At 46.4% G+C, this 24,258-nt stretch carries 26 protein-coding genes; 9 read left to right on the forward strand and 17 right to left on the reverse strand.

Going from position 1 to position 24,258, the window contains the following annotated elements; translation table 11 throughout:
- The first annotated feature begins 6 nt into the window (after nt 1-6).
- The 5 genes from qmoC (at nt 7) to Q7U10_11425 (ending at nt 6,328) form a co-directional block, all read left to right on the forward strand.
- The gene (qmoC, locus tag Q7U10_11405) at nt 7-1,128 is read left to right on the forward strand and encodes a quinone-interacting membrane-bound oxidoreductase complex subunit QmoC (GenBank protein ID MDO8283207.1); all 1,122 of its coding nucleotides are present in this window, start codon (nt 7-9) and stop codon (nt 1,126-1,128) included.
- A gap of 119 nt (nt 1,129-1,247) precedes the next feature.
- Complete coding sequence (locus Q7U10_11410; protein ID MDO8283208.1) at nt 1,248-3,314, forward strand: sodium-translocating pyrophosphatase; 2,067 nt, start codon at nt 1,248-1,250, stop codon at nt 3,312-3,314.
- Nucleotides 3,315-3,454: 140 nt separating this feature from the next.
- On the forward strand, nt 3,455-3,679 hold the full coding sequence (locus tag Q7U10_11415; protein MDO8283209.1) for a hypothetical protein: 225 nt from the start codon (nt 3,455-3,457) through the stop codon (nt 3,677-3,679).
- Between the two features lie 75 nt (nt 3,680-3,754).
- Nucleotides 3,755-4,969: a TIGR04282 family arsenosugar biosynthesis glycosyltransferase gene (locus Q7U10_11420; GenBank protein ID MDO8283210.1), complete on the forward strand. Its 1,215-nt coding sequence runs from the start codon at nt 3,755-3,757 to the stop codon at nt 4,967-4,969.
- Between the two features lie 150 nt (nt 4,970-5,119).
- On the forward strand, nt 5,120-6,328 hold the full coding sequence (locus tag Q7U10_11425; protein ID MDO8283211.1) for a molybdopterin molybdotransferase MoeA: 1,209 nt from the start codon (nt 5,120-5,122) through the stop codon (nt 6,326-6,328).
- 97 nt (nt 6,329-6,425) lie between these two features.
- Here Q7U10_11425 and Q7U10_11430 read toward each other — a convergent pair whose 3' ends face one another.
- The 3 genes from Q7U10_11430 to Q7U10_11440 all read right to left on the reverse strand — a co-directional run bounded on the left by Q7U10_11430 (nt 6,426) and on the right by Q7U10_11440 (nt 7,779).
- A complete protein-coding gene (locus Q7U10_11430; GenBank protein ID MDO8283212.1) occupies nt 6,426-6,632 on the reverse strand; it encodes a hypothetical protein in 207 nt (68 codons plus the stop codon).
- Between the two features lie 9 nt (nt 6,633-6,641).
- Entirely contained in the window at nt 6,642-7,355 is a 714-nt protein-coding gene (locus Q7U10_11435) for a vitamin K epoxide reductase family protein (GenBank protein ID MDO8283213.1), read from the reverse strand.
- A 106-nt stretch (nt 7,356-7,461) separates the two neighbouring features.
- Nucleotides 7,462-7,779 carry a hypothetical protein gene (locus Q7U10_11440; protein MDO8283214.1) on the reverse strand — a complete coding sequence of 106 codons (318 nt, stop codon included), beginning with the start codon at nt 7,777-7,779 and terminating at the stop codon, nt 7,462-7,464.
- Between the two features lie 230 nt (nt 7,780-8,009).
- Here Q7U10_11440 and dnaJ point away from each other — a divergent pair, with 230 nt between their 5' ends.
- From dnaJ to clpB, 3 genes are all read left to right on the forward strand, one after another.
- Nucleotides 8,010-9,071, forward strand: coding sequence for a molecular chaperone DnaJ (gene dnaJ, locus Q7U10_11445; GenBank protein MDO8283215.1), 1,062 nt, complete (start codon nt 8,010-8,012; stop codon nt 9,069-9,071).
- A gap of 12 nt (nt 9,072-9,083) precedes the next feature.
- Nucleotides 9,084-9,428: a MerR family transcriptional regulator gene (locus tag Q7U10_11450; protein ID MDO8283216.1), complete on the forward strand. Its 345-nt coding sequence runs from the start codon at nt 9,084-9,086 to the stop codon at nt 9,426-9,428.
- Between the two features lie 178 nt (nt 9,429-9,606).
- Complete coding sequence (gene clpB / locus Q7U10_11455; GenBank protein ID MDO8283217.1) at nt 9,607-12,213, forward strand: ATP-dependent chaperone ClpB; 2,607 nt, start codon at nt 9,607-9,609, stop codon at nt 12,211-12,213.
- Here clpB and Q7U10_11460 read toward each other — a convergent pair whose 3' ends face one another.
- The 4 genes from Q7U10_11460 to Q7U10_11475 all read right to left on the reverse strand — a co-directional run bounded on the left by Q7U10_11460 (nt 12,214) and on the right by Q7U10_11475 (nt 14,851).
- A complete protein-coding gene (locus tag Q7U10_11460; protein MDO8283218.1) occupies nt 12,214-13,263 on the reverse strand; it encodes an AI-2E family transporter in 1,050 nt (349 codons plus the stop codon).
- A 10-nt stretch (nt 13,264-13,273) separates the two neighbouring features.
- Nucleotides 13,274-13,774 (reverse strand): cyclic nucleotide-binding domain-containing protein, encoded by a 501-nt coding sequence (locus Q7U10_11465; GenBank protein ID MDO8283219.1) that lies wholly within the window; start codon nt 13,772-13,774, stop codon nt 13,274-13,276.
- 72 nt (nt 13,775-13,846) lie between these two features.
- Complete coding sequence (locus Q7U10_11470) at nt 13,847-14,431, reverse strand: hypothetical protein (GenBank protein MDO8283220.1); 585 nt, start codon at nt 14,429-14,431, stop codon at nt 13,847-13,849.
- Nucleotides 14,432-14,506: 75 nt separating this feature from the next.
- Nucleotides 14,507-14,851 (reverse strand): hypothetical protein, encoded by a 345-nt coding sequence (locus tag Q7U10_11475; GenBank protein ID MDO8283221.1) that lies wholly within the window; start codon nt 14,849-14,851, stop codon nt 14,507-14,509.
- A gap of 94 nt (nt 14,852-14,945) precedes the next feature.
- Here Q7U10_11475 and Q7U10_11480 point away from each other — a divergent pair, with 94 nt between their 5' ends.
- Nucleotides 14,946-16,424, forward strand: coding sequence for a glycoside hydrolase family 3 protein (locus tag Q7U10_11480; GenBank protein ID MDO8283222.1), 1,479 nt, complete (start codon nt 14,946-14,948; stop codon nt 16,422-16,424).
- Here Q7U10_11480 and Q7U10_11485 read toward each other — a convergent pair.
- The 10 genes from Q7U10_11485 to Q7U10_11530 all read right to left on the reverse strand — a co-directional run bounded on the left by Q7U10_11485 (nt 16,413) and on the right by Q7U10_11530 (nt 24,203).
- Nucleotides 16,413-16,979: a TMEM165/GDT1 family protein gene (locus Q7U10_11485; GenBank protein MDO8283223.1), complete on the reverse strand. Its 567-nt coding sequence runs from the start codon at nt 16,977-16,979 to the stop codon at nt 16,413-16,415. The two genes, Q7U10_11480 and Q7U10_11485, sit on opposite strands and share 12 nt — an antisense overlap.
- A 7-nt stretch (nt 16,980-16,986) precedes the next feature.
- The gene (locus Q7U10_11490) at nt 16,987-17,202 is read right to left on the reverse strand and encodes a type II toxin-antitoxin system HicB family antitoxin (protein ID MDO8283224.1); all 216 of its coding nucleotides are present in this window, start codon (nt 17,200-17,202) and stop codon (nt 16,987-16,989) included.
- Nucleotides 17,203-17,218: 16 nt separating this feature from the next.
- The gene (locus tag Q7U10_11495; protein MDO8283225.1) at nt 17,219-17,431 is read right to left on the reverse strand and encodes a hypothetical protein; all 213 of its coding nucleotides are present in this window, start codon (nt 17,429-17,431) and stop codon (nt 17,219-17,221) included.
- 164 nt (nt 17,432-17,595) lie between these two features.
- On the reverse strand, nt 17,596-17,841 hold the full coding sequence (locus Q7U10_11500; protein MDO8283226.1) for a hypothetical protein: 246 nt from the start codon (nt 17,839-17,841) through the stop codon (nt 17,596-17,598).
- Nucleotides 17,842-17,988: 147 nt separating this feature from the next.
- Nucleotides 17,989-18,936, reverse strand: coding sequence for a hypothetical protein (locus tag Q7U10_11505; protein MDO8283227.1), 948 nt, complete (start codon nt 18,934-18,936; stop codon nt 17,989-17,991).
- An 88-nt stretch (nt 18,937-19,024) separates the two neighbouring features.
- On the reverse strand, nt 19,025-19,507 hold the full coding sequence (locus tag Q7U10_11510; GenBank protein MDO8283228.1) for a hypothetical protein: 483 nt from the start codon (nt 19,505-19,507) through the stop codon (nt 19,025-19,027).
- 328 nt (nt 19,508-19,835) lie between these two features.
- On the reverse strand, nt 19,836-20,534 hold the full coding sequence (locus Q7U10_11515; GenBank protein MDO8283229.1) for a ComF family protein: 699 nt from the start codon (nt 20,532-20,534) through the stop codon (nt 19,836-19,838).
- 13 nt (nt 20,535-20,547) lie between these two features.
- Nucleotides 20,548-22,071, reverse strand: coding sequence for a 2,3-bisphosphoglycerate-independent phosphoglycerate mutase (gpmI, locus tag Q7U10_11520; GenBank protein MDO8283230.1), 1,524 nt, complete (start codon nt 22,069-22,071; stop codon nt 20,548-20,550).
- Nucleotides 22,068-22,970, reverse strand: coding sequence for an ornithine carbamoyltransferase (argF, locus tag Q7U10_11525; protein ID MDO8283231.1), 903 nt, complete (start codon nt 22,968-22,970; stop codon nt 22,068-22,070). The genes gpmI and argF overlap by 4 nt, the downstream gene beginning before the upstream one ends.
- Nucleotides 22,971-23,009: 39 nt before the next feature.
- Entirely contained in the window at nt 23,010-24,203 is a 1,194-nt protein-coding gene (locus tag Q7U10_11530; protein ID MDO8283232.1) for an aspartate aminotransferase family protein, read from the reverse strand.
- Between the last annotated feature and the right edge of the window lie 55 nt (nt 24,204-24,258).

The raw sequence follows: 24,258 nt of genomic DNA on the forward strand, positions 1-24,258 counted from the left end.
GAATAAATGTCAGAAGCAACTTTAATAAAACCTGATCTTGATTTTGTAAAAGGCATCATGGCCTCAGGCGGCGAGTCACTGAAGAAGTGCTACCAGTGCGCGACCTGCTCGGTCGTATGCAATGTAACCCCTGACAAGAACCCGTTCCCGAGAAAAGAGATGATCTGGGCGCAGTGGGGGCTGAAAGAAAAGTTCATAGGCAACCCTGACGTATGGCTCTGCCACCAGTGCAATGACTGTACCGCATTCTGCCCGAGGGGCGCAAAACCCGGCGAGGTGCTCGGCGCGATAAGGAAGCAGACCATTTCTCAGTATTCAAAGCCCGGCTTTCTTGTCAATATCGTAAACAACAAGGCGCTTGTATGGCTCATATTCCTTATACCCGCCTTACTGCTCGGGCTCGTACTTTCAGCAGACGGGACTTTTATCCCGACTGAAGGAGAGCTTATATTCAGCAGCTTTGCTTCGACCTTTCAGATACAGATGGTCTTTGTGCCTGCCTTTATGTTCGGCGCGATAGTAGGGCTGCTCGGCATGATGAGTTTCTTCAGCGATATGAAGAAGGCAAACGGCGTATCATCAGGCGATCTCATGGGCAGCATCATGGCGATGGCAGGCGATATATTAAGCCACAGCAAGTTCAAATCATGCGATGTGAGCAAGGACAGGTACCTCTCTCACCTTTTTGTCTTTTTCAGTTTTATACTGCTTGGGATCGCCACAACCATCGGGGTTCTCTATATTGATGTACTGCATATAGATTCTCCTTTTGAATTGTTTGGAACAGGCGCCCCTGTCAAGGTCTTCGGTCTTGCCGGCGCAATAGGCCTTTTCTTAGGCGTTGCTCTTATGATAAAGAACAGATATGCAAATGCCGCAAAGGTTGGGCTTGGAAGCTATTTTGACTGGATCCTTATAACGATCATTGGCGTCATCATGGCATCGGGCATACTTTCATGGGTCACCAGGGTAGCAGGCATCAGGGAGATCGCTTACTCTGTTTATTTTATTCACCTTGTATTTATCTTATCACTGTTTATCTATCTTCCGTACTCAAAGCTCGCGCACATATACTACAGGAGCGCAGCGATTTGCTTTAACAAGTATTCAGGAAGAGAGAAGAAATAAAGACGACCCCTCTGTGTCCCCCCTTGCTAAGGGGGGAATTAAAGGGGGGTGTTTTAATGGCAGCAATAACATTTATATAAATTTCGGTTTTAAATTAAACCAAAAAGGAGGAGTAACGTATGAGTAGTACAATCTTATTTGCGCTTGGTTGCGGCGCGCTGGGCGTTATATACGCTCTGTTGACAGCAGCATGGGTATCAAAGCAGGATGCTGGTAATGCAAAGATGCAGGAGATCTCAAATGCGGTAAAAGAGGGCGCAATGGCGTTCCTTGCACGTGAGTACAAAACGGTCGCTATTGTTGCGGTGCCTTTAACAGTTCTTCTGTCCTTTCTCGGGATCTGGACGGCTATAGGGTTCGTAATCGGCACAGTTGGTTCAGCAGTAGCCGGATATATCGGCATGATGGTATCAGTACGTGCCAATGTTCGGACAGCACAGGCAGCACACAAGGGCATTCAGGCTGCACTCGGCCTTGCTTTCAAGGGCGGTTCGGTTACCGGAGTTATGGTCGTCGGCCTTGGAATTATCGGCCTTGCAGGATTTTATTTTATTGCAAAACAGTCAGCGCCTGAGATGGCATTCCATGCGCTTGTGGGCCTTGGATTCGGATGCTCGCTTATGAGCGTGTTCGCACGTATCGCTGGCGGTATCTATACAAAGGCTGCTGACGTAGGAGCTGACCTTGTCGGAAAGGTTGAAGCAGGAATTCCTGAAGACGACCCGAGAAACCCTGCTGTTATCGCAGACAACGTCGGTGACAACGTAGGCGACTGCGCAGGCATGGCAGCTGACCTTTATGAGACATACACAGTTACGCTCGTCGCTGCAATGCTTCTTGCAAAGACTGTTTTTGGCGCAGAGAGCGCATGGGTTGAGTTTCCTCTTATGCTCGGCGGAATCTCGATCATTGCTTCCATTATCGGAACATTTGCAGTAAGGCTCGGCAAGAGCGGATATATCATGGGCGCCCTGTATAAGGGACTCGCTGTTGCCGGTGTTCTTGCGGCAGTAGCTTTTTATGTTGTGACCGGCGAATTTCTGAAGGGCGTTGATCCATCTTCCATGATCTCTCATCCGTCATTCACACAGCTGAATGTCTTCCTTATGGCGCTTATCGGGCTTGGATTGACCGGAGTTATCGTGGTTATAACTGAGTACTTCACTGCTGCACAGTATCCCCCGGTCAAGCACATTGCGCAGGCAAGTTTGACAGGCCATGGCACAAACGTTATAGCAGGCCTTGCGGTCAGCATGAAGTCAACCGCAGCCCCTGTTTTAGTTATCGTAGCCTCGATCCTGGGCGCTTATTCATTAGGCGGCGGGTTTGACGGTGATGCGACAGGCGGCCTTTTTGCAATCGCACTCTCAGCGGTCTCCATGCTTTCAATGACCGGTATCGTAGTTGCAATTGACACCTACGGCCCGATCACAGACAACGCAGGCGGTATAGCGGAAATGGCAGGAATGCCTGAAGAGATCCGCGCTATAACAGATCCGCTTGATGCAGTCGGAAACACCACAAAGGCTGTTACCAAGGGTTATGCGATAGGTTCAGCTGCTCTTGCAGCACTTGTTCTTTTTGCAGAGTATTCAAGATCGTTCACAGAGACACTTTATTTTGATCTTTCAAACCCGCTGGTGCTGGCAGGACTCTTTATCGGCGGGCTGCTCCCCTACTACTACGGCTCACTTCTGATGGAGGCCGTTGGTAAGGCTGCAGGCAGTATTGTTGATGAAGTCAGAAGACAGTTCAGAGAGATTCCGGGCATCATGGAAGGCACCGGCAAGCCTGAGTACGGCAAGTGCGTTGACATTGTGACCAAGGGCGCCATACAGCAGATGATGCTCCCGGCGCTTCTCCCGGTTGTAGTTCCTGTCTTAGTCGGCTTTACGCTCGGCAGGGAAGCACTTGGAGGCGTTCTTATCGGAAGTATCTTAACCGGACTTTTCCAGGCTATCGCCATGACATCAGGCGGCGGCGCATGGGACAACGCAAAGAAGTCATTTGAAGACGGCGTTACTGATTCCACAGGGAAAGTTCATAAGAAGGGCAGCGACGGACACAAGGCATCTGTCACAGGCGACACGGTCGGCGATCCTTACAAGGACACCGCAGGCCCGGCGATCAACCCGATGATCAAGGTCATCAATATCGTTGCGCTGCTTATCGTTCCATTGATATAAGTTTTAAGATCATAAATTTGCAAAGGGGCTGTCCTTCGGGGCAGCCCTTTTTTTATTGCCTTGATATGGCTGAAGGCATATGCTATAACAATGAAGCAAACTTTTGAGTATTCATTACAGTAACCAGAGGAGGCGGAAGGATGAAGAGATGGAATGTTTTATTTGCCGGGCTTTTTTTGATCTCAGGATTATTATTGGTATCCTGCGATAAGAAGGAATCTGCGCAGGAGAAGGCTGCTAAGGATAAGGGCGTTGCCGTGCAGACATATGACAAGGCTGTGAATACTATTAGTGATTATAACAAGAAGAATAAAGAGGCTGTGGATCAGATGAAGAAGGAAGAAGCCGCGGGCAGCGGCAAGTAATTATAAAATCCCCTGCCTATCGGCAGGCAGGCCCTCTTTGCCAAAGTCGGGTCACAAGATGTACCATAATATTCCATGAAAGAGCGCATAACAGAGAGAGAGATGAAGAGGTTTCATGACCTGCTCTCAGTAAGCATGATTGACTTTGACTGCGGCAAGCTCTGCGCGCCTAAAAACGGCGGCATCCCGAGCTGCTGCGAGAACGACTCTGTAGTGCCGATCCTCTTTCATGAGGAGTATAAAATGCACCGCCGCAACGGCAGCTTCTGGAAGCCGGCGGAAAAGACAGCAGAGGTTAAGAAGTACATCAAGGAGTGCGAGGATTATTATGTCTTCTCATCATGCCCGGGGCCGAAAGGGTGTATAAGGGATCAGCGCTCTTTCAACTGCATGACATTCCCGTTTGAGCCGCATATAAAGAAAGACGGGGAGATAGCCGGGCTCTCATATCTGAACGGCAGTGATATCAATTGCAGCCTGATCGGCAAACCTAAAAAAACATACAACCCGAAATATATCTCTAACTCCATAAAGTTCTGGAAAGAGCTTTTTGAGCACTATCCCGAGGAGAGGGAGGTGTACATGGATGAGTCGCGCAAACGCGAGCGCAAGGCAAAGCGGACCGGCAAGAGATTTAAACTCTTTAAGGATGAATATAACGATACGAAGAACGCGTTCATTATATTTGTAAGGACGCCTGAGGCAGGAAAGGTCAAGACTAGGCTGATGAAAGACCTCGGCAGCGACAAGACGCTCAAGGCGTACAAATCATTTGTGGCTGATACGATGAAGGTATGCGACGGACTAAAAGAGGCTGACAAATTTCTCGGATGTTTCCCTACGAATGAAGACGCCTTTCTTAAGAACCTGAGCAGGAAACATAAATTCAAAGGCGAGTTCAACCAGAGAGGAAAAGACCTCGGAGAGAAGTTCATAAACGCATTCAGCGACAAGTTCAAAGAAGGATATGACAAGGTGATCGTCATAGGCAGCGACAGCCCGACGATACCTGTTGATTTTATAAAACAGGCGTTCGATGAACTCGACAAAAAGGACTTTGTCCTCGGCCCGTGCACTGACGGAGGCTACTATCTTGTCGGCATGAAGAAACTTTTCAGCAATGTCTTCAAACGCATCCCATGGGACTCTTCTGATGTCTTGAACAAGACCCTTGATAAGCTCTATTCAGGCAGAGTTAAATTCTCACTACTTCCATTTTGGTATGATGTGGATAATATAGATGACCTTAATTTTTATAAAAGGCATGTGAAGTATCTGAAGAAGAAATAGAGAGTGTTTTTTGTCTGTCATTCCGGCTTGTCCGGAATCTTCCCCTCTAATAAGAGGGGTTAGGGGTGTGTTTTATTTCAACATCCCCCTGTATCCCCCCTTTTCTAAGGGGGAATTAAAAAAACAGATTCCAAATAGAAAGGATCAATTATGATAAGCGTTGATGAAGCGTTAAAGACAGTTCTTGATTCAGTCAAAGGCCCGCTCGGCTCAGAGAGTGTCGGGATCATTGAATCTCTCGGCAGAGTCCTCGCAGAGGACATTCACAGCGGCAGCGACCTTCCGGCTTTTGATTACTCCGCAATGGATGGTTTTGCTGTGAAGCATTCTGATATAAAAGACGCGTCTTTAGCATCAGGCATCAGGCTCAAGATAGCAGGCGAATTCAGGGCAGGCGGTGATACATCATCAAAGGTCAGTAAAGGCGAGGCTGTAAAGATAATGACAGGCGCACCGATCCCAGAAGGCGCTGACGCGGTTGTGATGGTTGAGAATACAAAAGAGGCAGGCGGTTTTGTAGAGGTCTTTGAGCAGGTTGAGAAAGGCGATAACATCAGGCTTGCAGGTGAGGATATTAAAAAGGGAGACCTTGTATTGGAAAAGGGCAGCCTCATAGGCCCTGCTCATATCGGAATGCTTGCCTCAATGGGAATAGCGATAGTGAATGTTTCAAAGAGGCCGAAGGTTGCGATACTCACAACTGGCGATGAGGTGCTAAGTATTGAAGAGAAGCTGCTGCCCGGCAAGATCAGGAACTCAAACGCGTATTCGCTCTTCACTCAGGTGATCGCAAGCTACGCTATGCCGGTTAATAAGGGCGTTGCCAAGGACAATAAGATGAGCCTAAGCGAGGGGCTCAAGTCCTGTCTCGAATGCGACATCATTGTCACTTCAGGAGGTGTCTCAATGGGCGAGTATGATTATGTTAAGGAAGTGATGAATGAGCTCGGCATGGATGAGAAGTTCTGGAAGGTCGCGATGAGGCCGGGCAAACCAAACCTCTTCGGCACCATTGCCGGCAAACCCTTCTTCGGCCTTCCCGGCAATCCAGTCTCAACAATGATAGGCTTTGAGGTCTTTGTAAGGCCTGCCATCATGAAGATGCTTGGCCGTAAAGGCGGTGAGAGGAGAGAGGTTGAAGCTCTGCTTGAGGAAGATGTAAAGACAAAGAAGGGGCTGACCTTTTTTGTAAGGGCGCAGACGAGATGGGAAGACGGCGGCTACGTCACAAAGACCACAGGCCAGCAGGGCTCAGGCATGCTCAGTTCAATGGTCAAGGCTGACAGCCTTATCATTGTTCCTGAGGATGTTGATACGGTGAAGAAGGGGAGTAGGGTTAAGGTTAGAATGCTTACTTAAGAAAAATCTATTTCAACCTCCCCATGCCCCTCCTTACTAAGGAGGGGATTATTAATTCTCCCCTTAACAAGGGGAGACACAGAGGGGTTATTTTTATTTACTTCCCCGTATACCCTGTAATCTCAGCCAGTCTATCAGGTTTTTGAATTCCCTCATACCTCTTCCCATTTATGATCCATGTGGGAAAGGACTTGATATTGTTTTTAATGCACGCAGCCGACGGCGGGCCTGAGCGTCCGGTTGGTGAGCACTCTACATACGGCAGGCTCTCTTTTGATGCCCCGAACAGAGACTTCTGTTCCACGCAGGCTGGTCACCAGAATGCGCCGTACATCTTCGCATCCTCTTTTACGAGATGCGCAACCAGTCCTTGCAGATATGGCTTTTCAGGCCCGGCTCCTGAATAAAAGATGCCGCTGTAGTGCAGATGCATTCCGCCTATGATGATCACTGCCACTATCGCCGCCTGTCTTGCCCATGACGCAAAGTTAAGGTTGGGCAGCCATGAACGCTGTGAGGTCATAACTATAAAAATGATAGTCATGATAGAGAAGGAGGCGAGGCAGTAGATGCATGTGGCCTTGATGACAAAGATGGAGATGGAGACGAGATAGATGCTGTATGCAAATCCTATGAGTGAGACTGTCCATGCCGCTTTCCAGTGCGAGGCGCGGTTGCGGATCTTGAAACCGATGAATGCGAGCGCGGTGTATGTGAGAAAACCCCAGAATGCTGTCGGCAGGAGTAGAAAGGTTCCCCATCTGCTTCCCTGAACGATACTGCATGTGCTTCCCTCATTACAGAGGAGCGGCTTCTGTCCGAACCAGTGGATAAGGGAGAGGTAGGCGGTAAGGATCATGCCTGCGGCTGCAAGCCCGGTCAGCGTCCAGTTCGGCTTATCGAGATATTTCGGTATCTGCGGCTTTTTAAATTTCTTCTTTTTAGCCGGCTCTTCCTGTATCTGAGTTTCTTCTACAACAGATGATTTATTCAGAGCCTCTTTTTGTTTCTTATCTTTCTTGCCCAATTTGTTACCTCGCATTAATTATGTCATTTCCGTGCTTAAGGCACCTACTGTTGGTGAAGACGTGAATCCAGTCATCTATTAAATGATTTTAACTTTTTTCTGCTGTTCAATGATAATTCTCTTTAACCTTCTTTAAATTCAGCAGCAGTCCTGAAAAAAGTGTAAAGGCCGCCACTGCTCCAAGTATGACAGCCATCCTTATCCACGGCTCTCCGGAACGCATTCTTTCATTGGCTATGACAACGATAGTATTTATCCAGACACCCGCGCCTGCTAAAGCAAAGAGCTGGATCAATATCAATATTCCCCTCTTTTTTATCAGAAGTAATAACGGCACAAGGATGCTAACAATCATCATGGGATAATTGTAGTGCCTGTAGAAATGCGCTGATATTATTATGGAGGAGAGTAGTAATGGGATCATACGGAGCAGCATCATGCGATTATAAATGATGAGATAAAAAATGTCCAGCTTTAAAGCTTATAACACATTGAAATATAATGGCAAACTTCACTATTGAAATCCGGAGAGAAAGGGCGTAGTATTATAACTATCAATCGTAGCTAAAAGAAATGGCTTAAAGTAACTTGACATGACTCATGTCAAGTCTTATTATAGAATCAGGCGCACATCTGACAGGTAAAAGGGGTTAAATGGCAACAGGAACAAAAGACTATTACGAATTACTCGGAGTTAAAAAGGATGCCTCAGCCGCAGAGATAAAGAAGGCATACAGGAAACTTGCGCGCAAATTTCACCCTGATGTCAATCCCGGCGACAAGGGTTCTGAACAGAAGTTCAAAGAGATAAATGAGGCGTACGAAATTCTGAGCGACCCCAAGAAGAAGGAGCAGTTCGACCAGTTCGGCGAGGCCGGATTTGAAGGGGCTCACGGCTTTCAGGGCTTCGGCAATCAGGGATTTGGCGGACAGGGATTCGAAGGCGCAGAGGATATCTTTGCAAACCTCTTTGGCGGCGGAGGATTTGGGCAGAGGGAGAGGCCCGCTATGGGCCATGACCTTGTTACATCATTTGATATAACTCTTGAAGACGCATACAAGGGAGTGACAAGGCCTATCTCATTAAGAAGAGAGGCGGCATGCAATAGCTGCGGAGGGAGCGGGGCTGAGTCTTCACAGACATGCTCAAGCTGTAAAGGCACAGGCGTTATAAAACAGGGAAGAGGAATGTTTAATATGAATCAGCCTTGTCCGTCATGCAGAGGCACTGGAAAGATAATTACAAAAGCATGCGGCGCATGCGGCGGCAACGGTCTCACAATGGTCACTGAATCTTTGAATGTAAAGGTCCCGCCCGGCGCTGACACAGGCATGAGGCTGAAGATCAGGGGCAAGGGCGGCGCAGGCATAAAGGGCGGCCCTGCGGGAAACCTATATATAGACCTGACTGTAAGTCCTCACCCGGTATTCAAGAGGGAGCATGACGACCTTTATGCGGATGTTCCAGTGACTGTCAGCGAAGCTATACTCGGCGGAAAGATAAAGGTCCCGACGCTTGACGGTTCGGTTACGATGACGCTTCCTTCAGGAACAGACAGCGGCAAGAAGTTCAAACTAAAAGGCAAGGGAATCCCCAATAAGAAGACAGGGAATAAAGGCGACCAGTTTGCGGTCATAAAGATAGTTGTTCCGAAGTCTGTTGATGACAAGACAAAAGAGGCGTTGAAAGAGATTGAGAAGGCGTATAAAAAGTAAGGAGATATTCTGATGGATGACAGGAAGCACCCGCTCTTTATGATAGGCGTTGTATGCGAGATGTTCCATATACATCCGCAGACGCTCCGCATTTACGAGAGAGAGGGGCTGATACATCCGAAGAGGGTAGGAGGCGCAAGGCGTTACTCAGCTGAAGATGTTGACCGTATCAGAAGGATACTGAACCTTACAAAGGACCTCGGCGTGAACAGGGCCGGGGTTGACATAATCCTCAGGATGAGGCACAGGATGGAAGCGCTGCACAGGGAGATGGATGAGATGATGGGCCATATAGAAAGCAGCATGAGGAGCGATTTTGAGAAGAGGATAAGAGAGATATTTGAGGAGGAAGAGTGATTATCAAATTATATAAAAGGCGCACTGTCGAACAAACTTTACAATGCGACGGAAATCATAGGGCTCTTTCAGAAGAACTATACGCTGTCAATATAACTACAGGAGCAAAATATGTGTCGCAGTAAAGTTTGTTCGACAGTGCGCCTGTAATAAACATGATATATTTTTGGAGGGATAGATGAGATTCGATAAATTCACAGTTAAAAGCCAGGAGGCTGTTCAAAAGGCGCAGCAGCATGCCGAGGGGAAGGGGAACCAGCAGGTTGATGTTGAACACCTGCTATATGTTCTTCTGGATGAGGGGATAGCTTTTGAGCTGGTAAAGCTGCTTGGCGTGGATGTGAATGCGCTGAGAAAGGATGTTGAAGCTGAGATAGAGAGGTTCCCAAAGGTTCTGGGTTCCACGCCAATGGGGCAGCTTTATGTAACGCAGGAACTTAAGAATATATTTGAGAAGGCGCATAAAGAGGCAGAGCATCTGAAGGATGAATATGTAAGCGTTGAGCATCTGCTTCTGGCGGTCATTAAGTCAAAAAGCAGGACAGAGAAGCTCTTTACCAAATACGGGATCACCGAAGCAGGCATTCTTGAAAAGATGCGTGATATAAGGGGCACACAGCGTGTCACAGACCCTGCGCCTGAAGACAAATACCAGGCGTTGCAGAAATACGCCAAAGACCTGACAGAACTTGCAAGGAAAGGAAAGCTTGACCCTGTTATAGGAAGGGATGATGAGATACGAAGGGTGATACAGGTGCTCTCAAGAAGGACAAAGAACAATCCTGTCCTGATCGGAGAGCCCGGGGTCGGCAAGACAGCAGCGGCAGAGGGGCTTGCACAGAGGATAACTTCAGGCGATGTGCCTAATTCACTTAAGGACAAGAGGGTCGTTGCACTTGATATGGGCGCGCTTGTGGCGGGCGCGAAATACAGGGGAGAGTTTGAGGAGAGGCTCAAGGCTGTGCTCAAGGAGGTTGAAGATGCAGAGGGCAGGATCATACTCTTCATAGATGAACTTCATACAGTGGTAGGCGCAGGCGCGGCAGAGGGCGCGATAGACGCATCCAACATGCTCAAGCCTGCTCTTGCAAGGGGAGACCTCAGATGTGTCGGCGCGACTACGCTGAATGAGTACAGAAAATATATTGAGAAAGACCCTGCGCTTGAGAGAAGATTCCAACCTGTCTTTCTTCAGGAGCCGAGCATTGACGACACGATCTCTATTTTAAGAGGTTTGAAAGAACGTTACGAGGTTCATCACGGCGTAAGGATTAAGGACTCAGCGCTCATAGCAGCCGCGGTCTTGAGCAACAGGTATATATCAGACAGGTTCCTTCCTGACAAGGCGATCGACCTGATAGATGAGGCAGCATCAGGGCTCAAGATGGAGATAGACAGCATGCCTGTTGAGCTTGATGAGATCGAAAGGAAGCTCAGGCAGTATGAGATGGAGAAGCAGGCTGTGAAGAAAGAGAAGGACAAGGCTTCGCAGGAGAGGGTTGAAAAGCTGAACAAGGAGACAGCCGACCTCACAGAGAAACGCAATATGCTTAGGACACAGTGGATGCGTGAGAAAGATGCTATCAAGAAGATAAGCGCTATCAAGCAGGAGATAGAGAAGGTAAAGATAGAAGCGGAAAAGGCTGAGCGCGAGGGAGACCTGAGCAAGGCGTCTGAGCTGAAATATGGAAAACTTATCGAACTTCAGAAATCTTTTAATGAAGAGCAGAAGAGGTCACTGGAAGAGGATGGCAAGAACAGGATGCTCAAGGAAGAGGTGGATGATGAGGATATCGCAAAGATAGTCTCAAAGTGGACAGGAGTCCCTGTGAGCAGGATGCTTGAGGGCGAGGTGCAGAAGCTTCTTAAGATGGAAGAGAGGCTGAAGCTCCGCGTTGTGGGGCAGGAGGAGGCGATAAACGCTGTCTCAGATGCGGTACGCAGGGCGAGGGCAGGCATACAGGACCCGAACAGGCCGATAGGTTCATTCATCTTCCTCGGGCCTACGGGCGTTGGAAAGACAGAGCTTGCAAAGGCTCTTGCAGAGTTTCTATTTGATGACGAGAATTCAATGATACGTATAGATATGTCCGAGTATCAGGAGCGGCATACCGTATCAAGGCTCATAGGCGCGCCTCCGGGATATGTCGGGTATGATGAGGGCGGACAGCTTACCGAGGCGATAAGGAGGAGGCCTTACGCGGTCATACTCTTTGATGAGATAGAGAAGGCGCACCAGGAGGTATTCAATGTCCTTCTGCAGGTGCTTGATGACGGCAGGCTCACTGACGGGCACGGACGCACCGTTGACTTCAGGAACACGGTCGTTATCATGACCTCGAACATAGGGAGCCAGCATATTCAGGAGATGCTGACTGAGTGGAGCGATGAAGACCAGATGCGCAAGAGCGTCACGGATGACCTGAAGAAGTTCTTCAGGCCTGAGTTTTTGAACAGGGTGGATGAGACGATAATATTCCATCCGCTCAGCAAGGATCTGCTTATCAGGATAGTGGATATTCAGCTTGAGCAGATGAAGCGTTATCTTAAAGAGAGGCATGTTGACCTTGTGCTCACCGATAAGGCTAAAGCATATCTTGCGGATGTGGGGTATGACCAGTTATACGGGGCGCGTCCGTTGAAGAGGGCGATACAGAAGGAGATACTCAATCCTCTTGCCACAAAGCTCCTTGACGGAAGCTTCAGCGAGGGCGACCTTATCGAGGCGGATATAGAGGGAGAGAAGATTTTATTTAAAAAAGCGGCAGGAGTGACGGCAGCTTGATCAGATAGCTTTATACTTCCGCAGATTAACGATGCTCTCCTGCAGAACGACCTTTATGAAACCGGCTGCAGGCACAGAGAGGAACATGCCGAGTATGCCGAAGAATTTGCCGCCGATGATGATCACGAGCAATACTATCAGCGGGTGCATGTTAACGCTCTTGCCGACGATGTACGGCTGCACAGCCATATCGTCTATAAGCTTTACAACCGCAAATGCAAGGATCACAGAAAACACCGTTTCAAAATTGCCGTTATTCAGGAGTGAGACAAGCACAGCCAGCGCAGCGCCAACTATCGGCCCGAAATAAGGCATGAAGTTCGCAAGACCGGCAAAGACCCCTATGAATAAAAAGTATTTCACGCCCAATATCCAGAGCGCTATCGTAGAGAGTACTCCTACGAACATCGCGTCCATTAACTGGCCGCGCAGAAAGTTTGAGACCTGAGTTTCCAGGTTGGAGATCAGGCGGAGTGTGAATTCAAAGTACTTGTTAGGCACCATGCTGACAAATGCCTTTTTGAATGCCCTCCCGTCTTTCAGAAAAAAGAAGGTTATAAAAGGGATAAGGAATACGTCGATCATGAGAGATGCCATATCAAGCAGATGATTGACAAACCATTCGCCCAGGCTGCCGATACTCTTCTGGATCTTCTCCATCAGATGAATATCTTTCATGCCCAGAAAGGAGAGGTCTTTCTCAATGAGGTGTTCGATCTTTTCGATCAGAGCGGTTGTCTGAGCTGAATCCAGATTGATCTGGATCGCGGTGATATCTCCAAAAAATAGAGGTATCAGAAGAAGGACTGCGATGACGCCGGCTGCTATTATCGTACAAAAGAGGACCACTGTCGCGAGTGTGCGGCTCATACCGCGTGATTCCAGCAAAAGGGCTAACGGGTCAAGGACAAAGGCGAGCAATGCTGAGATGATAAGGATCTTTACTACATCGCTGATGAATGAAAGGAGAGATGCCGCAGCGATCAGGACTACAAGTATGACGATTATTCTGAACCAGCGCGCGCCTTTATTTTCTTCCTGACTCTCCAATTTTATACCATCAAACCTGAGCTTCGGATCTTTTATTCAGGGCGTGTATCTCTTCGTTAGCTCTTTTTAAACGTTCACCGATCGTCCTGGCAAGGCATTGAAGGATCTTAACGCCTATCTGCGGTTTTCTGCTTATAAGTTCGAAGAGGTCGGATTGAAAGAAGCAGAGCATCCTGCATGATGTTTTTGCCATAGCGGTCGCGCTTCGCGGAGAATCGTCAAGCAGGGCAAGTTCTCCAAAGAAATCCCCGCCCTGCAGTTCTGCAAGGATCTTCATGCAAGGTTCGGTTACTATAGCTACAGAGCCGTCTTCAATAATGTACATACCGAATCCCGGAGTTCCCTGGCTGAAGACAACCTCATCCGGCTGATACTCTCTGCGATGCAGTATGCGTTCAATATGCGATATATCATTGTTGCTCAGGCCTTCAAAGACAGGGATCTTCTTCAGGATGTCCCGAACCCCTTCTTTTTTCTGCCTCTTGAATATGTTTCCCCAAAGATTGTTCATTTGAAAGGTATTATAAGATAAAAATACTTTTTTTGATATTTTGCAGCAGGCGCCGGATAAGCCGGCAGGCCGCTATGGGGTCGGGATCACTCCGCGTAGAATAGACTCTGATTCCTGCAGCGGGCCCAATGGTTTTTTGTTCTCATAAAACTCATGCGTATTGGGCTTGCCACCCCACAATTTATAAATAATAAGGTCTTCGTTAAGAACGATGAGCGCCTTGAAGTTCCACCCGTAATCTTCCCTCTTTCTCTTGAAGCTGAAGAGGTCAAGCACGACATTGCCGAAGCGTTTACTCTTCATGTTCTTGATGTTGATCTCATAAGCGTAGCAGAGCTCTTTAAACTTCAGGCACTCCTGCAGCCCCGGGTCAAGGTCTTTCATCTGTATGGAAGGGTTGGGCATGAAACGCTGTATGATATCAAGGTAGGTGAGTATCTCAACATTCTCTGTTGAGTAGGGATGGAAGTTGAGAGCCTTGAGGTCTTCGTTTGTTGTCTTGTACGGCACTATCCTGTCAAAGTTCTTCTTTGCGTCATCAAAGCTTTCCCACGGAGATTCGGTAATTGTTTTGGAACTTGGAAGAAGGGATGTGCATCCGGCCATGAAGACCGTCGCAATGATCAGGGCATAAGATATCAGCGTATTCTTTTTCATATCGTTAAAGCTGGAAAATCCAAAAGCTACAAAATAAATATAATTCATTTAAGATGAGATTGCAAACGGCAGGGACTATTTCTTGGCAGGGTCTTTAGGCGTCATAGTTGAAGCGGGCAGCTTTCTGAACCGGATATACATTGTCAGCGCAGATATGAAACTCATGATGAGCCATATGTTCAGACTCTCGGTGGCTTTCTTGATGATAACTGCAATACCGAACAGTATGAAGATATATAAAGCTGACCCGTCAATGTAGAGGTGGCCTATCATAGGAAAGAAAAAGCTTAACGCCAGTCCTGCCCAGAGCTTGCCCGGCATCTTCTTCTTCACAAACAGGGTGACCCATGCAGGAATTGCGATAGTTATGAAAAATACAAGCAATAAAATTACAAGTCCGTCCGGCCCGACAGTAACCACTGATTAACTCCTTTTTTATGATGAGAAACTTTAAACGATTTCATACAGAAAATTCAAATATCTTTTGACAACTCATGAAGCCTGATGCTACCTTATGCTCATGGACAGGAAGAAGACAGCCCAACTCATAATCGCCAGGCTTGACGGCAACGATATTAAGAAAAGGTTCAGCTACTATCATTCTCTTGTTAAAAAAGGCATCGGCGGTTTCATAATCTTCGGCGGTGATGCGAAAGATGTCAGAGACGGGGTCAGGAAGCTTCAGAAGAGCGCTGATACTCCTCTCTTTATATCTTCTGACCTTGAGCGCGGGCTTGGGCAGCATATAGATGGCGGCACACTCTTCCCTCATGCGATGGCTATCGCACATGCCGTCAACAGAAAGAAGATATCTGATATCGAGCTTTTAAAAAAGGCTATCAAGGTGATGGCAGAAGAGGCAAAGGCTGTCGGCATCAACACCATCTTCTCTCCTGTTATGGATGTAAATACAAATCCGAAAAACCCGATAATCTGCACAAGGGCTTTTTCAGATACACCTGAAGAGGCCGCATGGTTTGGCAAAGAGTTTATTAAGGGATTTCAAAATGCAGGCATCATCGCCTGCGCAAAGCACTTTCCGGGGCATGGTGATACCTCGGTTGATTCTCACAAAGAACTCCCTGTCTTAAAGGCAAACATGAAGAGGCTCAATAAGGTCGAACTCTATCCCTTTGCAGAGGCGATAAAGGCAAATGTGAAGATGGTTATGATAGGCCATTTGATGGTTCCGGCTATCGACCCTGACCTCCCCTCAAGTTTATCGCATAAGACTGTGACAGGCCTTTTAAGGAAGAAGATGGGATATAAAGGGCTTGTGATCACAGACGCGATGAACATGCAGGCTGTAAGCGGCAAGACAAAGGAGTCTGAAGGTGAGGCATGTATGAAGGCCCTTCTCGCAGGCGCGGACATGATCCTTCACCCGTCTGATCCTGAATATGTTATTGATCATCTGTCTGCCCATTCTGAGGCTATAGTAAAAAGGCTTGATGAGTCTTACAAGAAGGTGCTGCTGACAAAAAATAAATTTCACAAAGCTTCATCACAAAATATCAGAACTGTCGGCAGTAGAGAGAATCGCAAGATAGCGCATGAACTCGCAAAGAAGGCAGTCAATGATATAAAAGTTAAGATTCTCTCCGGTGAGAAGATATCTCTGCTCGTCATTGATGACGACGACAAAATGTCAGGGAAGGAATTTGTCAAAACCGTAAAAGGCCGTTTAAAGAATGTGAGTTATTTTTACGTTAACAACAAGAATAAAAAACTTTCTCCATCCATCAAAGACACGATCCTCATTGCCTCAGTATTTTCCAGCGTAGCCGCATGGAAGGGCAGAAGCAGTATAAGCACGGAGTTAATGGATATCCTCAAAAAGAGCATCAAGGCCTCGAAGTATTCCATTGTCATAGGATTCTGCTCTCCGTATATTCTTGAGGGCCTTGAGGCGGAGACTGTCATTAACGCTTACTCTGATACAGATGTTTCTCAGGAAACGGCAGGGGAGATATTTTCGAAGTTAAGCCTTTGAGATCGGTGCGAAGAGCGCTGCAATTCCAAGGATAATAAATAACGCCGCCGCAATCCAGCGCATCACCTTCATATTGACCCGATGAGCCAGAGTTTCACCTATCAATACCGCAGGCACGTTTGCGATCATCATACCAAGTGTTGTTCCGGTAACTACCATGAATAATGAATGGTATCGAGCCGCGAGCGCTATAGTTGCCAATTGTGTCTTGTCGCCCATCTCAACAATAAAAAAGGCGATGAGAGTGGTGATGAATACACCTGTGCCTCTGAGATTCTGATCTTCATCCAGCTCATCAGGCTTTAGTGCCCACACGCCAAATACAAAGAAAGATACAGCCACAACCCATCTTAGTGTTTGAGGAGATATGAGACTTGCAAGCCATACGCCCACAGACCCTGCGAAAAAATGATTGGCGAGCGTGGCAACGAAGATGCCCGTAATGATTGCCATCCTATGCTTCAACTTCGCAGCAAGAACAAACGCCAGCAACTGGGTCTTGTCCCCCATCTCTGCAATCGCAACGACTGAAGTTGATATGATTAGGGCTTCCATTTAGGTTTTATGACTCGAATGCTGTACGTGGGATGCCGGACTGCCGGATGATGGATTGTATTTCTTTATGAGATGCAGTTTCAAAAAAGAGTTCTAATGCTTCTTTAAGGTTATCCCGCGCCTGTTCAATGGTATCGCCCTGGCTGGCTATATCAAGTTCAGGACAGAGCGATACATATGCGTTGCCTTCTTTCTCTATAATTGCATTAAGTTTATGTATCATATTGACTCATTATGGACTATATCACTGGGGTAAGACGATAAACTTTAGCGATCCTGCTCACAGAATCAATTTCTTTCCGGCGGAGAGCTTCTCTGACATCATCAAGCTTTCCTGCGTCTTCAAGAGATAAATAAGGAGACCAGCTTTCACCTGTTTCAATCAGTTCGATGTCAACTTCAGCCACATAATTACCCTCATGAATAAGTTTTACATGGTGTCTTTTTTTTATTTTATTCTCTCCATAAAATCGTCTGACCAGATAGATTGGTCTGAATGTTTCACTCACAATTAATTATAAATTCCTATTATCATTATGACAATGGTGGATTATAAAGGGAAATAGCAAAGGTAAAGACCTGACCCTAATTCTTTTGTTTGATCAATGGAGTAATTCTATTTATAAGGTTTTACAAGTTTCTTCCATGTAATCCAAGGAATTGCTAATCCAATAAGTATAAAAAACCATTCTAAAACCCATAATATAATTCCTGCAGTAAAGGAAGAATCTTCTCTTAATGCTTCTATCCTACTACCAAAATTAATAGCAATAAAAAGACCAATTGGTATTGATATTCCAAAGATAATATATCCAATCATTAAGGCTGATTCTGAATCATTATCCGATTTATTAGTTCTCACATGCAACCTCAACCTGCGTTAAATATATTTTTCGATGCAATCGTATCTTATGTCATAAAGCTTTTAGCATGAAGAAAGACCTGCACTTTATTATTCTGTTTTTTGTTTTAAATATCAATAGAAAGGCATGTCCTTGTTTGTTCCCTTCTAATTTGCTCTCCGGTTTTTAAAACACAAATAAAAGCTCGCAACGCGATATGCATCTAAATTGGCATCACCTTCTTTAGCAAGATCAAAGTATGACTTGCCTGTGGCAGAATCTCTTTGGGCAAGAAATTGTGCAAATTGCGGATTATCACGAATACTCACTAAATCTGGAACCAATTGAAGTAGGGTATTAACATAGTCCGTCCTTGTTGGGGACTTTGTCCGGGATGTTGTGACGTTGTAAAATGGGTCTGGAACATCCAGAACTATCTTTGGCTTTGACAAAACATCTTTTTCAAACGGATCAATTAATCCAGGGGCGGGATCAGGAACTTTAGTTTCAAATGGGTCGATGATCCCTATATTTATAATAGACTCAGGTTTTGATGATTGCACAGATCCTGTTTCAAAAGGGTCAGCCATCTTAAATGGAGCTTTCACAGCCGACTGCTTTGAAGTTGAAGAATCATCAACAGTGGACAAGGATGTTTTTAAAAACATTGCTATAACAAACAGAGGGACAGCTATTATTAACCCTTTAATTATTATGTCCTTTAGGGAGGCGTTGGTGACAAAGCTGTCGATATTAGAGAATAAAGAACTGATGGACGATTCCCCCATCTTTGATTCTTGCCAGTCAAGTGGCCCTGATTCCTTACGTCTTCTACGCAAAATAAAGTATGAAAGCACCATAGTCATATCGAGTATTGGCGCGCCGAACATATGATGGGCTGGTTTATAGGTCAGGCCGTTAGCTTCGGAGAGTGCCCTCTGAAGTTCATCTTTTGAAATGTTAATAAGCGTAGCAAAAACAAAATATATAATTACTAAAATGCTAATCGCAATCCACTTACTTTCAATTGGTCTTCTAAGAATTACATATCGTATAAGTATCGGAATTGAAATGTAGCTTAGGAAATTGATAAGACCATGAATCACATAATCCATAACGACCTCCAATTAAAACTAATGCTAAAACTATCTGTCATGGCATAACTTTATTACGGCATATTCCCAGTCTGGTTAATTCAGCATTTCATATTCTTATTGTATCCCAGTGTTCTCTTGCCCACTGCATTGTTTTTATGGCCGTTTTTAACATCAGTGAAGGTGGATAATAGAAAAATTTATCTCCATATCTAATCCCATTCGGATATTTTGATGCACCCTTACTTTCGGCTTCCAGCATGGTCCCAATTGTAGCATTTGCATATCTTTTATCTACTACTCGTCCTCTTATTTTAGATGCCGATACCCACCTTTTTGTATTACCTATTTCCAAAGGAACCTTGCACTTGCCCAAATCTACTAATAATTCATGTAAGTTATGAGACCGTTTCCTGATAATATTTATCTGCATACCAGACTTTTCCAGCAAAGCTTTTAAAGTGATTTCACATGAAAGAAGACTGAGATATAATACGGTTTGATGTGCATCAAAAGAATGAGGATCCCCTATTAAAATTAAGTTTCCTGCATCTATCAGATTTTCGCTAAATTCTATATTGTACTCAGCCATAGTCCTTCCTTCTGTTTTCCACACGCAAAGTGTTTTAAGGCAGTGCCCGAAACATTGCCGACGAAACATGTTGAGCTATATCATTGAAGTAAATATATTGTATTTCTATGCAGATTGTAAACAAAAATCTTTAATGATCATAAAATCCCCCCTTGCCCCCCTTTATTAAAGTGGGGGAGTAACACACCCCTGCCTACCGGCAGGCAGGCCTCTTGATAGAGAGGAATAAAAAAGGAACTAGATTCCCGATTAAGACCTTCGGGAATGACATTGAAGAAGTTTATTCACCCTCACCCATGCCCTCTCCCCTCAAGGGCGAGGGATTTCTTTAATCCAATTTTCCATGTGTCAGTGTCACGACATAAACTTTTTCTGCTCCGGCTCTTTTTAAGACCCTTGAGCATTCTCGCACGGTTGCGCCTGTTGTGAAGACATCATCAACGAGCATGATCTTTTTACCCTTAACCTTTTCCTCTGATATCACATCAAAGGCGTTTTTGATATTGAGTTCTCTATCAACAGCGCTCAGACCGACCTGCGGTATGGTGTTCTTTATTCTGACAAGCGTGTTCAGCGTTAAAGGCATACCCGATCTTTGCGCGATATATTTTCCAAGAAGCGCGGACTGGTTGAAGCCCCTGTACTTGAGGCGTTTTTTATGCAGAGGCACAGGCAGGAGCATGTCGGCCTGCGGGAGCTGTTTGAGCAATATCTTTTCTGAGAGAGGATAGGATAGGCGTTTTATGCCGTGAAATTTAAAAAGGCTGATAGCCTTTTGCAGAGCGCCTTCATGAAGGCCGAAGCATTGCGCCTTATCAAAGGCCGGCTCATTCTTATGGCACTCTCCACAGGTTAATGAAAGGTCAGAGACAAGCGGCGTTCCGCACTTGCTGCATGACGGGCCTTCATAAGGCATGACAGTTCCCCAGCAGTTATTGCAGATAGGGGCGGTTTTATGGTCTGATGAAGGCTTCTGACAAACAGGGCAGGTTTCAGGGAAGAGGATATTCAGGATTTTGTTGAGCATCGGTAATTGTTCTTTATTTTACAATCAGGCTCTCGCCTGTCATCTCTTCAGGCTTTACAATCCCCATGAGTTCAAGTACTGTGGGAGCAACATCAGCGAGCATGCCTTTCTCCCTGAGCCTGACGCCCTGCTTTAAGAGGATAAAAGGGACAGGGTTGGTGGTATGCGCTGTGTGTGGAGTTTTGCCGTCCATCATCCGGTCGCAGTTTCCATGGTCTGAGGTTATCATGACAAGCCCTCCGTCAGAGGATACCTTTTCGACGATCTTCTTAAGGCATTTATCTATCGTCTCACACGCCTTCACAGCCGCCTTCATGATGCCGGTGTGCCCTACCATATCAGGATTGGCAAAGTTCAGCAGGATGAAGTCGTATGTATTTGTGCCGAGCCTCTTTAAGACTTCATCTGTAACTTCATACGCGCTCATCTCAGGCTTCAGGTCATAGGTCGCCACCTCTTTTGGAGAAGGGATAAGCGCCCTGTCTTCGCCAAGGAACGGCTCTTCTTCCCCGCCGTTAAAGAAGTAGGTGACATGCGCGTACTTCTCTGTCTCAGCTATCCTGAGCTGTTTCATGTTATTTCTGCTCAGGACGCTGCCTAATATATTTGTGAGCCTGACGGGCGAAAACGCAGCCTGAAACGGAAAGTCATCTTCATACTTCGTCATCGTTACGAAAGAGCCGGGCTCAGGCATCTTCTCTCTTTTAAAGCCATTAAACTTTTTATCTGTGAGCGCGATGGTGATCTCTCTTGCCCTGTCTGCCCTGAAGTTGAAGAATATGACAGAATCTCCATCCTTTATATTTCCGATGATGCCGCTCTTGTCAACGATCACGCAAGGCTTTATGAACTCATCGGACTCATTTATCCTGTAGCTTTCTTTGATAGCTTCTTTTGCAGATGCCGATCTTTTTCCTTCGCCCTTCGCAAGCGCCTTGTACGCAAGCGCAACCCTCTCCCATCTTTTATCCCTGTCCATCGCCCAGTATCTGCCGATGACAGTGGCTATCTTTACAGATGGTTTATCTTTGATAAAGGACTCGAGCGCATTTATGTAGGTTATCCCTGACTCCGGAGGTGTGTCCCTGCCGTCCATGAATGCATGTATGAATATCTTATTTAATCCTTTATTAAGCGCAAGATCTATCAGCGCGTATAGATGGCTTATATGGCTGTGCACTCCTCCGTCAGAGAGGAGGCCGAGAAGATGAAGCGCACTTCCGTTTTTAATTGCTGTATCAACGGCGGAGTTGAACGCGTGGTTATTAAAAAAAGAGCCGTCTTTGATCGCCTTGTTTATCCTTGTGAGGTCCTGATATACAACACGGCCCGCGCCGAGGTTTAAATGTCCGACCTCAGAGTTGCCCATCGTGCCTTCAGGCAGCCCGACAGCTTCTCCTGAACATATTAGAGATGTATGCGGATATTCTTTGAGGAGTTTTTTGTAGAAAGGTATGTCTGCTTTTTCCTGAGCGTTGATTTCCGGGTCGCTTCCTATGCCCCATCCGTCAAGGACTATGAGGACCGTAGGCTTCATCTCAACAATGTCTCAAGAAGCGCTTTCTGCGTGTGGAGCCTGTTCTCTGCCTGATCGAATACAACACTCTGGCCGGATTCTATAACATCATCGGTTATCTCTTCCCCCCTGTGGGCAGGCAGGCAGTGCATTACTATCGCATCTTTTTTTGCTACAGACAGCAGGCTGCTGTTGATCTGATAATCAGAGAAGACATTCTTCTTTTTTTCAGATTCTTCTTCCTGGCCCATGCTCACCCATACGTCTGTGTAAAGCACGTCAGCATCCCTGGCCGCGTCTTTGGGGTTATTGGTGACTTTTACCTTTGCATTATTGGAGACCGCATTTTTAAATATATTACTGTCAGGCTCATAGCCTTCAGGGCAGGCGATTGTAAGCTCCATGCCTGTAAGCATCGCGGCTTCTATTAGTGAGTTTGCGACATTGTTGCCGTCTCCGATGTATACGATATTTATCCCGGCGAGGCTTCCCTTCTTCTCCTTGATCGTCATGATATCCGCAAGCGCCTGGCAGGGATGGTGCAGGTCTGTCAGCCCGTTGATCACCGGTATTGCTGCGTTAGACGCGAACTTTTCAATCGTCTCATGCGCAAATGTCCTTATAACGATGGCATCAAGATATCTCGACAGGACCCTTGCTGTGTCTTCTATCGATTCTCCCCGTCCGAGCTGGAGTTCAGATGCATTGATATAGATACCTTGCGCGCCTAACTGATAGATGCCTGCCTGAAAGGATATCCTTGTTCTTGTAGATGCCTTGTCAAAGAGGAGCCCTATGCTCTTGCCGATGAGGGGGCAGGCTGATGCGTCTTTACCGGCCTTAAGTTCAATAGCCCTGTTGATAAGGGCTTCAACCTCTTTTGCCGTGATGTCCAGAAATGTAAGATAATCTCTTTTCATAATGATCTGTTTTGATCTTCAGGCGAGAACTGCCTTATATCATATCCTTTCTAAAACTTCCGCGAGCACATCCATAAGCTGGTCGATCTCCTTTTCTACTACTATTAAAGGAGGAATGAAACGGAGCACATTGCCCCGGACGCAGTTAATGAGTATCCCTCTTTCGGCACATGCCCTTACTATCTCGCTGCCTGACCTTGTTATCTCAAGCCCGAGAAGAAGCCCCATGCCTCTTGCATCCAGCACAGTTGACGGAAACTCCTTTTTAAGTTGTACAAGGCTCTTCATGAAGTACTCACTCATCCGCCTGCAGTTATCAAGAATGAAGCCGTCTTCCAGTATCGCCTCAATCACAGCAACAGCAGCGGTGCAGGCAAGCGGGTTGCCGCCGAAGGTAGACCCATGCGAGCCGTGGCCGAATGAAGCAGCTACATGGTCTTTCGCAAGTATGGCGCCGATCGCCACTCCGCCGCCAAGCCCTTTTGCAAGGCAAATTATGTCAGGTTCCATATTGAAGTGTTCATACGCGAATAACTTTCCTGTCCTGCCCATGCCGGTCTGAACCTCGTCAAGTATCAGAAGGAGCCCGTGGTCGTTGCATATCTCCCGGACATGTTTAAGATAGTCTTTATCAGGCACCCTGACCCCGCCCTCTCCCTGGATAGGCTCGAGCATAACAGCGCATGTGTGTTTTGTGATCGCGTTCTTCAGTGCGCCGATATTATTGAACGGCACATGCTTGAAGCCGGGGGTTAGAGGCTCAAAACCTTTCTGAAGTTTTTCCTGTCCTGTAGCGCTTAGTGATGTGAGCGTTCTTCCATGAAATGAGTTCTCAGCAGTAATGATCTCATATTTATCAGGGAGGGTATGGTCTTTTGAATATTTTCTGGCAAGCTTGATGGCAGCTTCGACAGCCTCAGTTCCTGAGTTGCAGAAAAATGCCTTGTCGGCAAATGAGTTTGTTGCCAGCAGTTTTGCAAGTTTGATCTGCGGTTCTATGTGATACAGATTTGAGACATGCAGCAGCCTTTGAGCCTGTTTCTGCAGCGCTATCACTACTTTCGGATAGCAGTGCCCGAGGCAGTTGACAGCTACGCCTCCGACGAAATCGAGATATTCTTTACCGTCTGCACTCCATACCTTCATTCCTCTGCCTTTCCTGAGGATGATAGGAGAACGGTCGTATGTATTCATCAGATATTTCCTGGATTCGTCTATTGTCTTGCTGCTCATACATGAAAATATAACATAAATCAGTATGGTTACGCATGATAAATCAGCAGCAGGC

It is taken from the genome of Thermodesulfovibrionia bacterium, assembly GCA_030646035.1.
In the GTDB taxonomy this organism is placed as follows: Bacteria; Nitrospirota; Thermodesulfovibrionia; order UBA6902; family UBA6902; genus JACQZG01.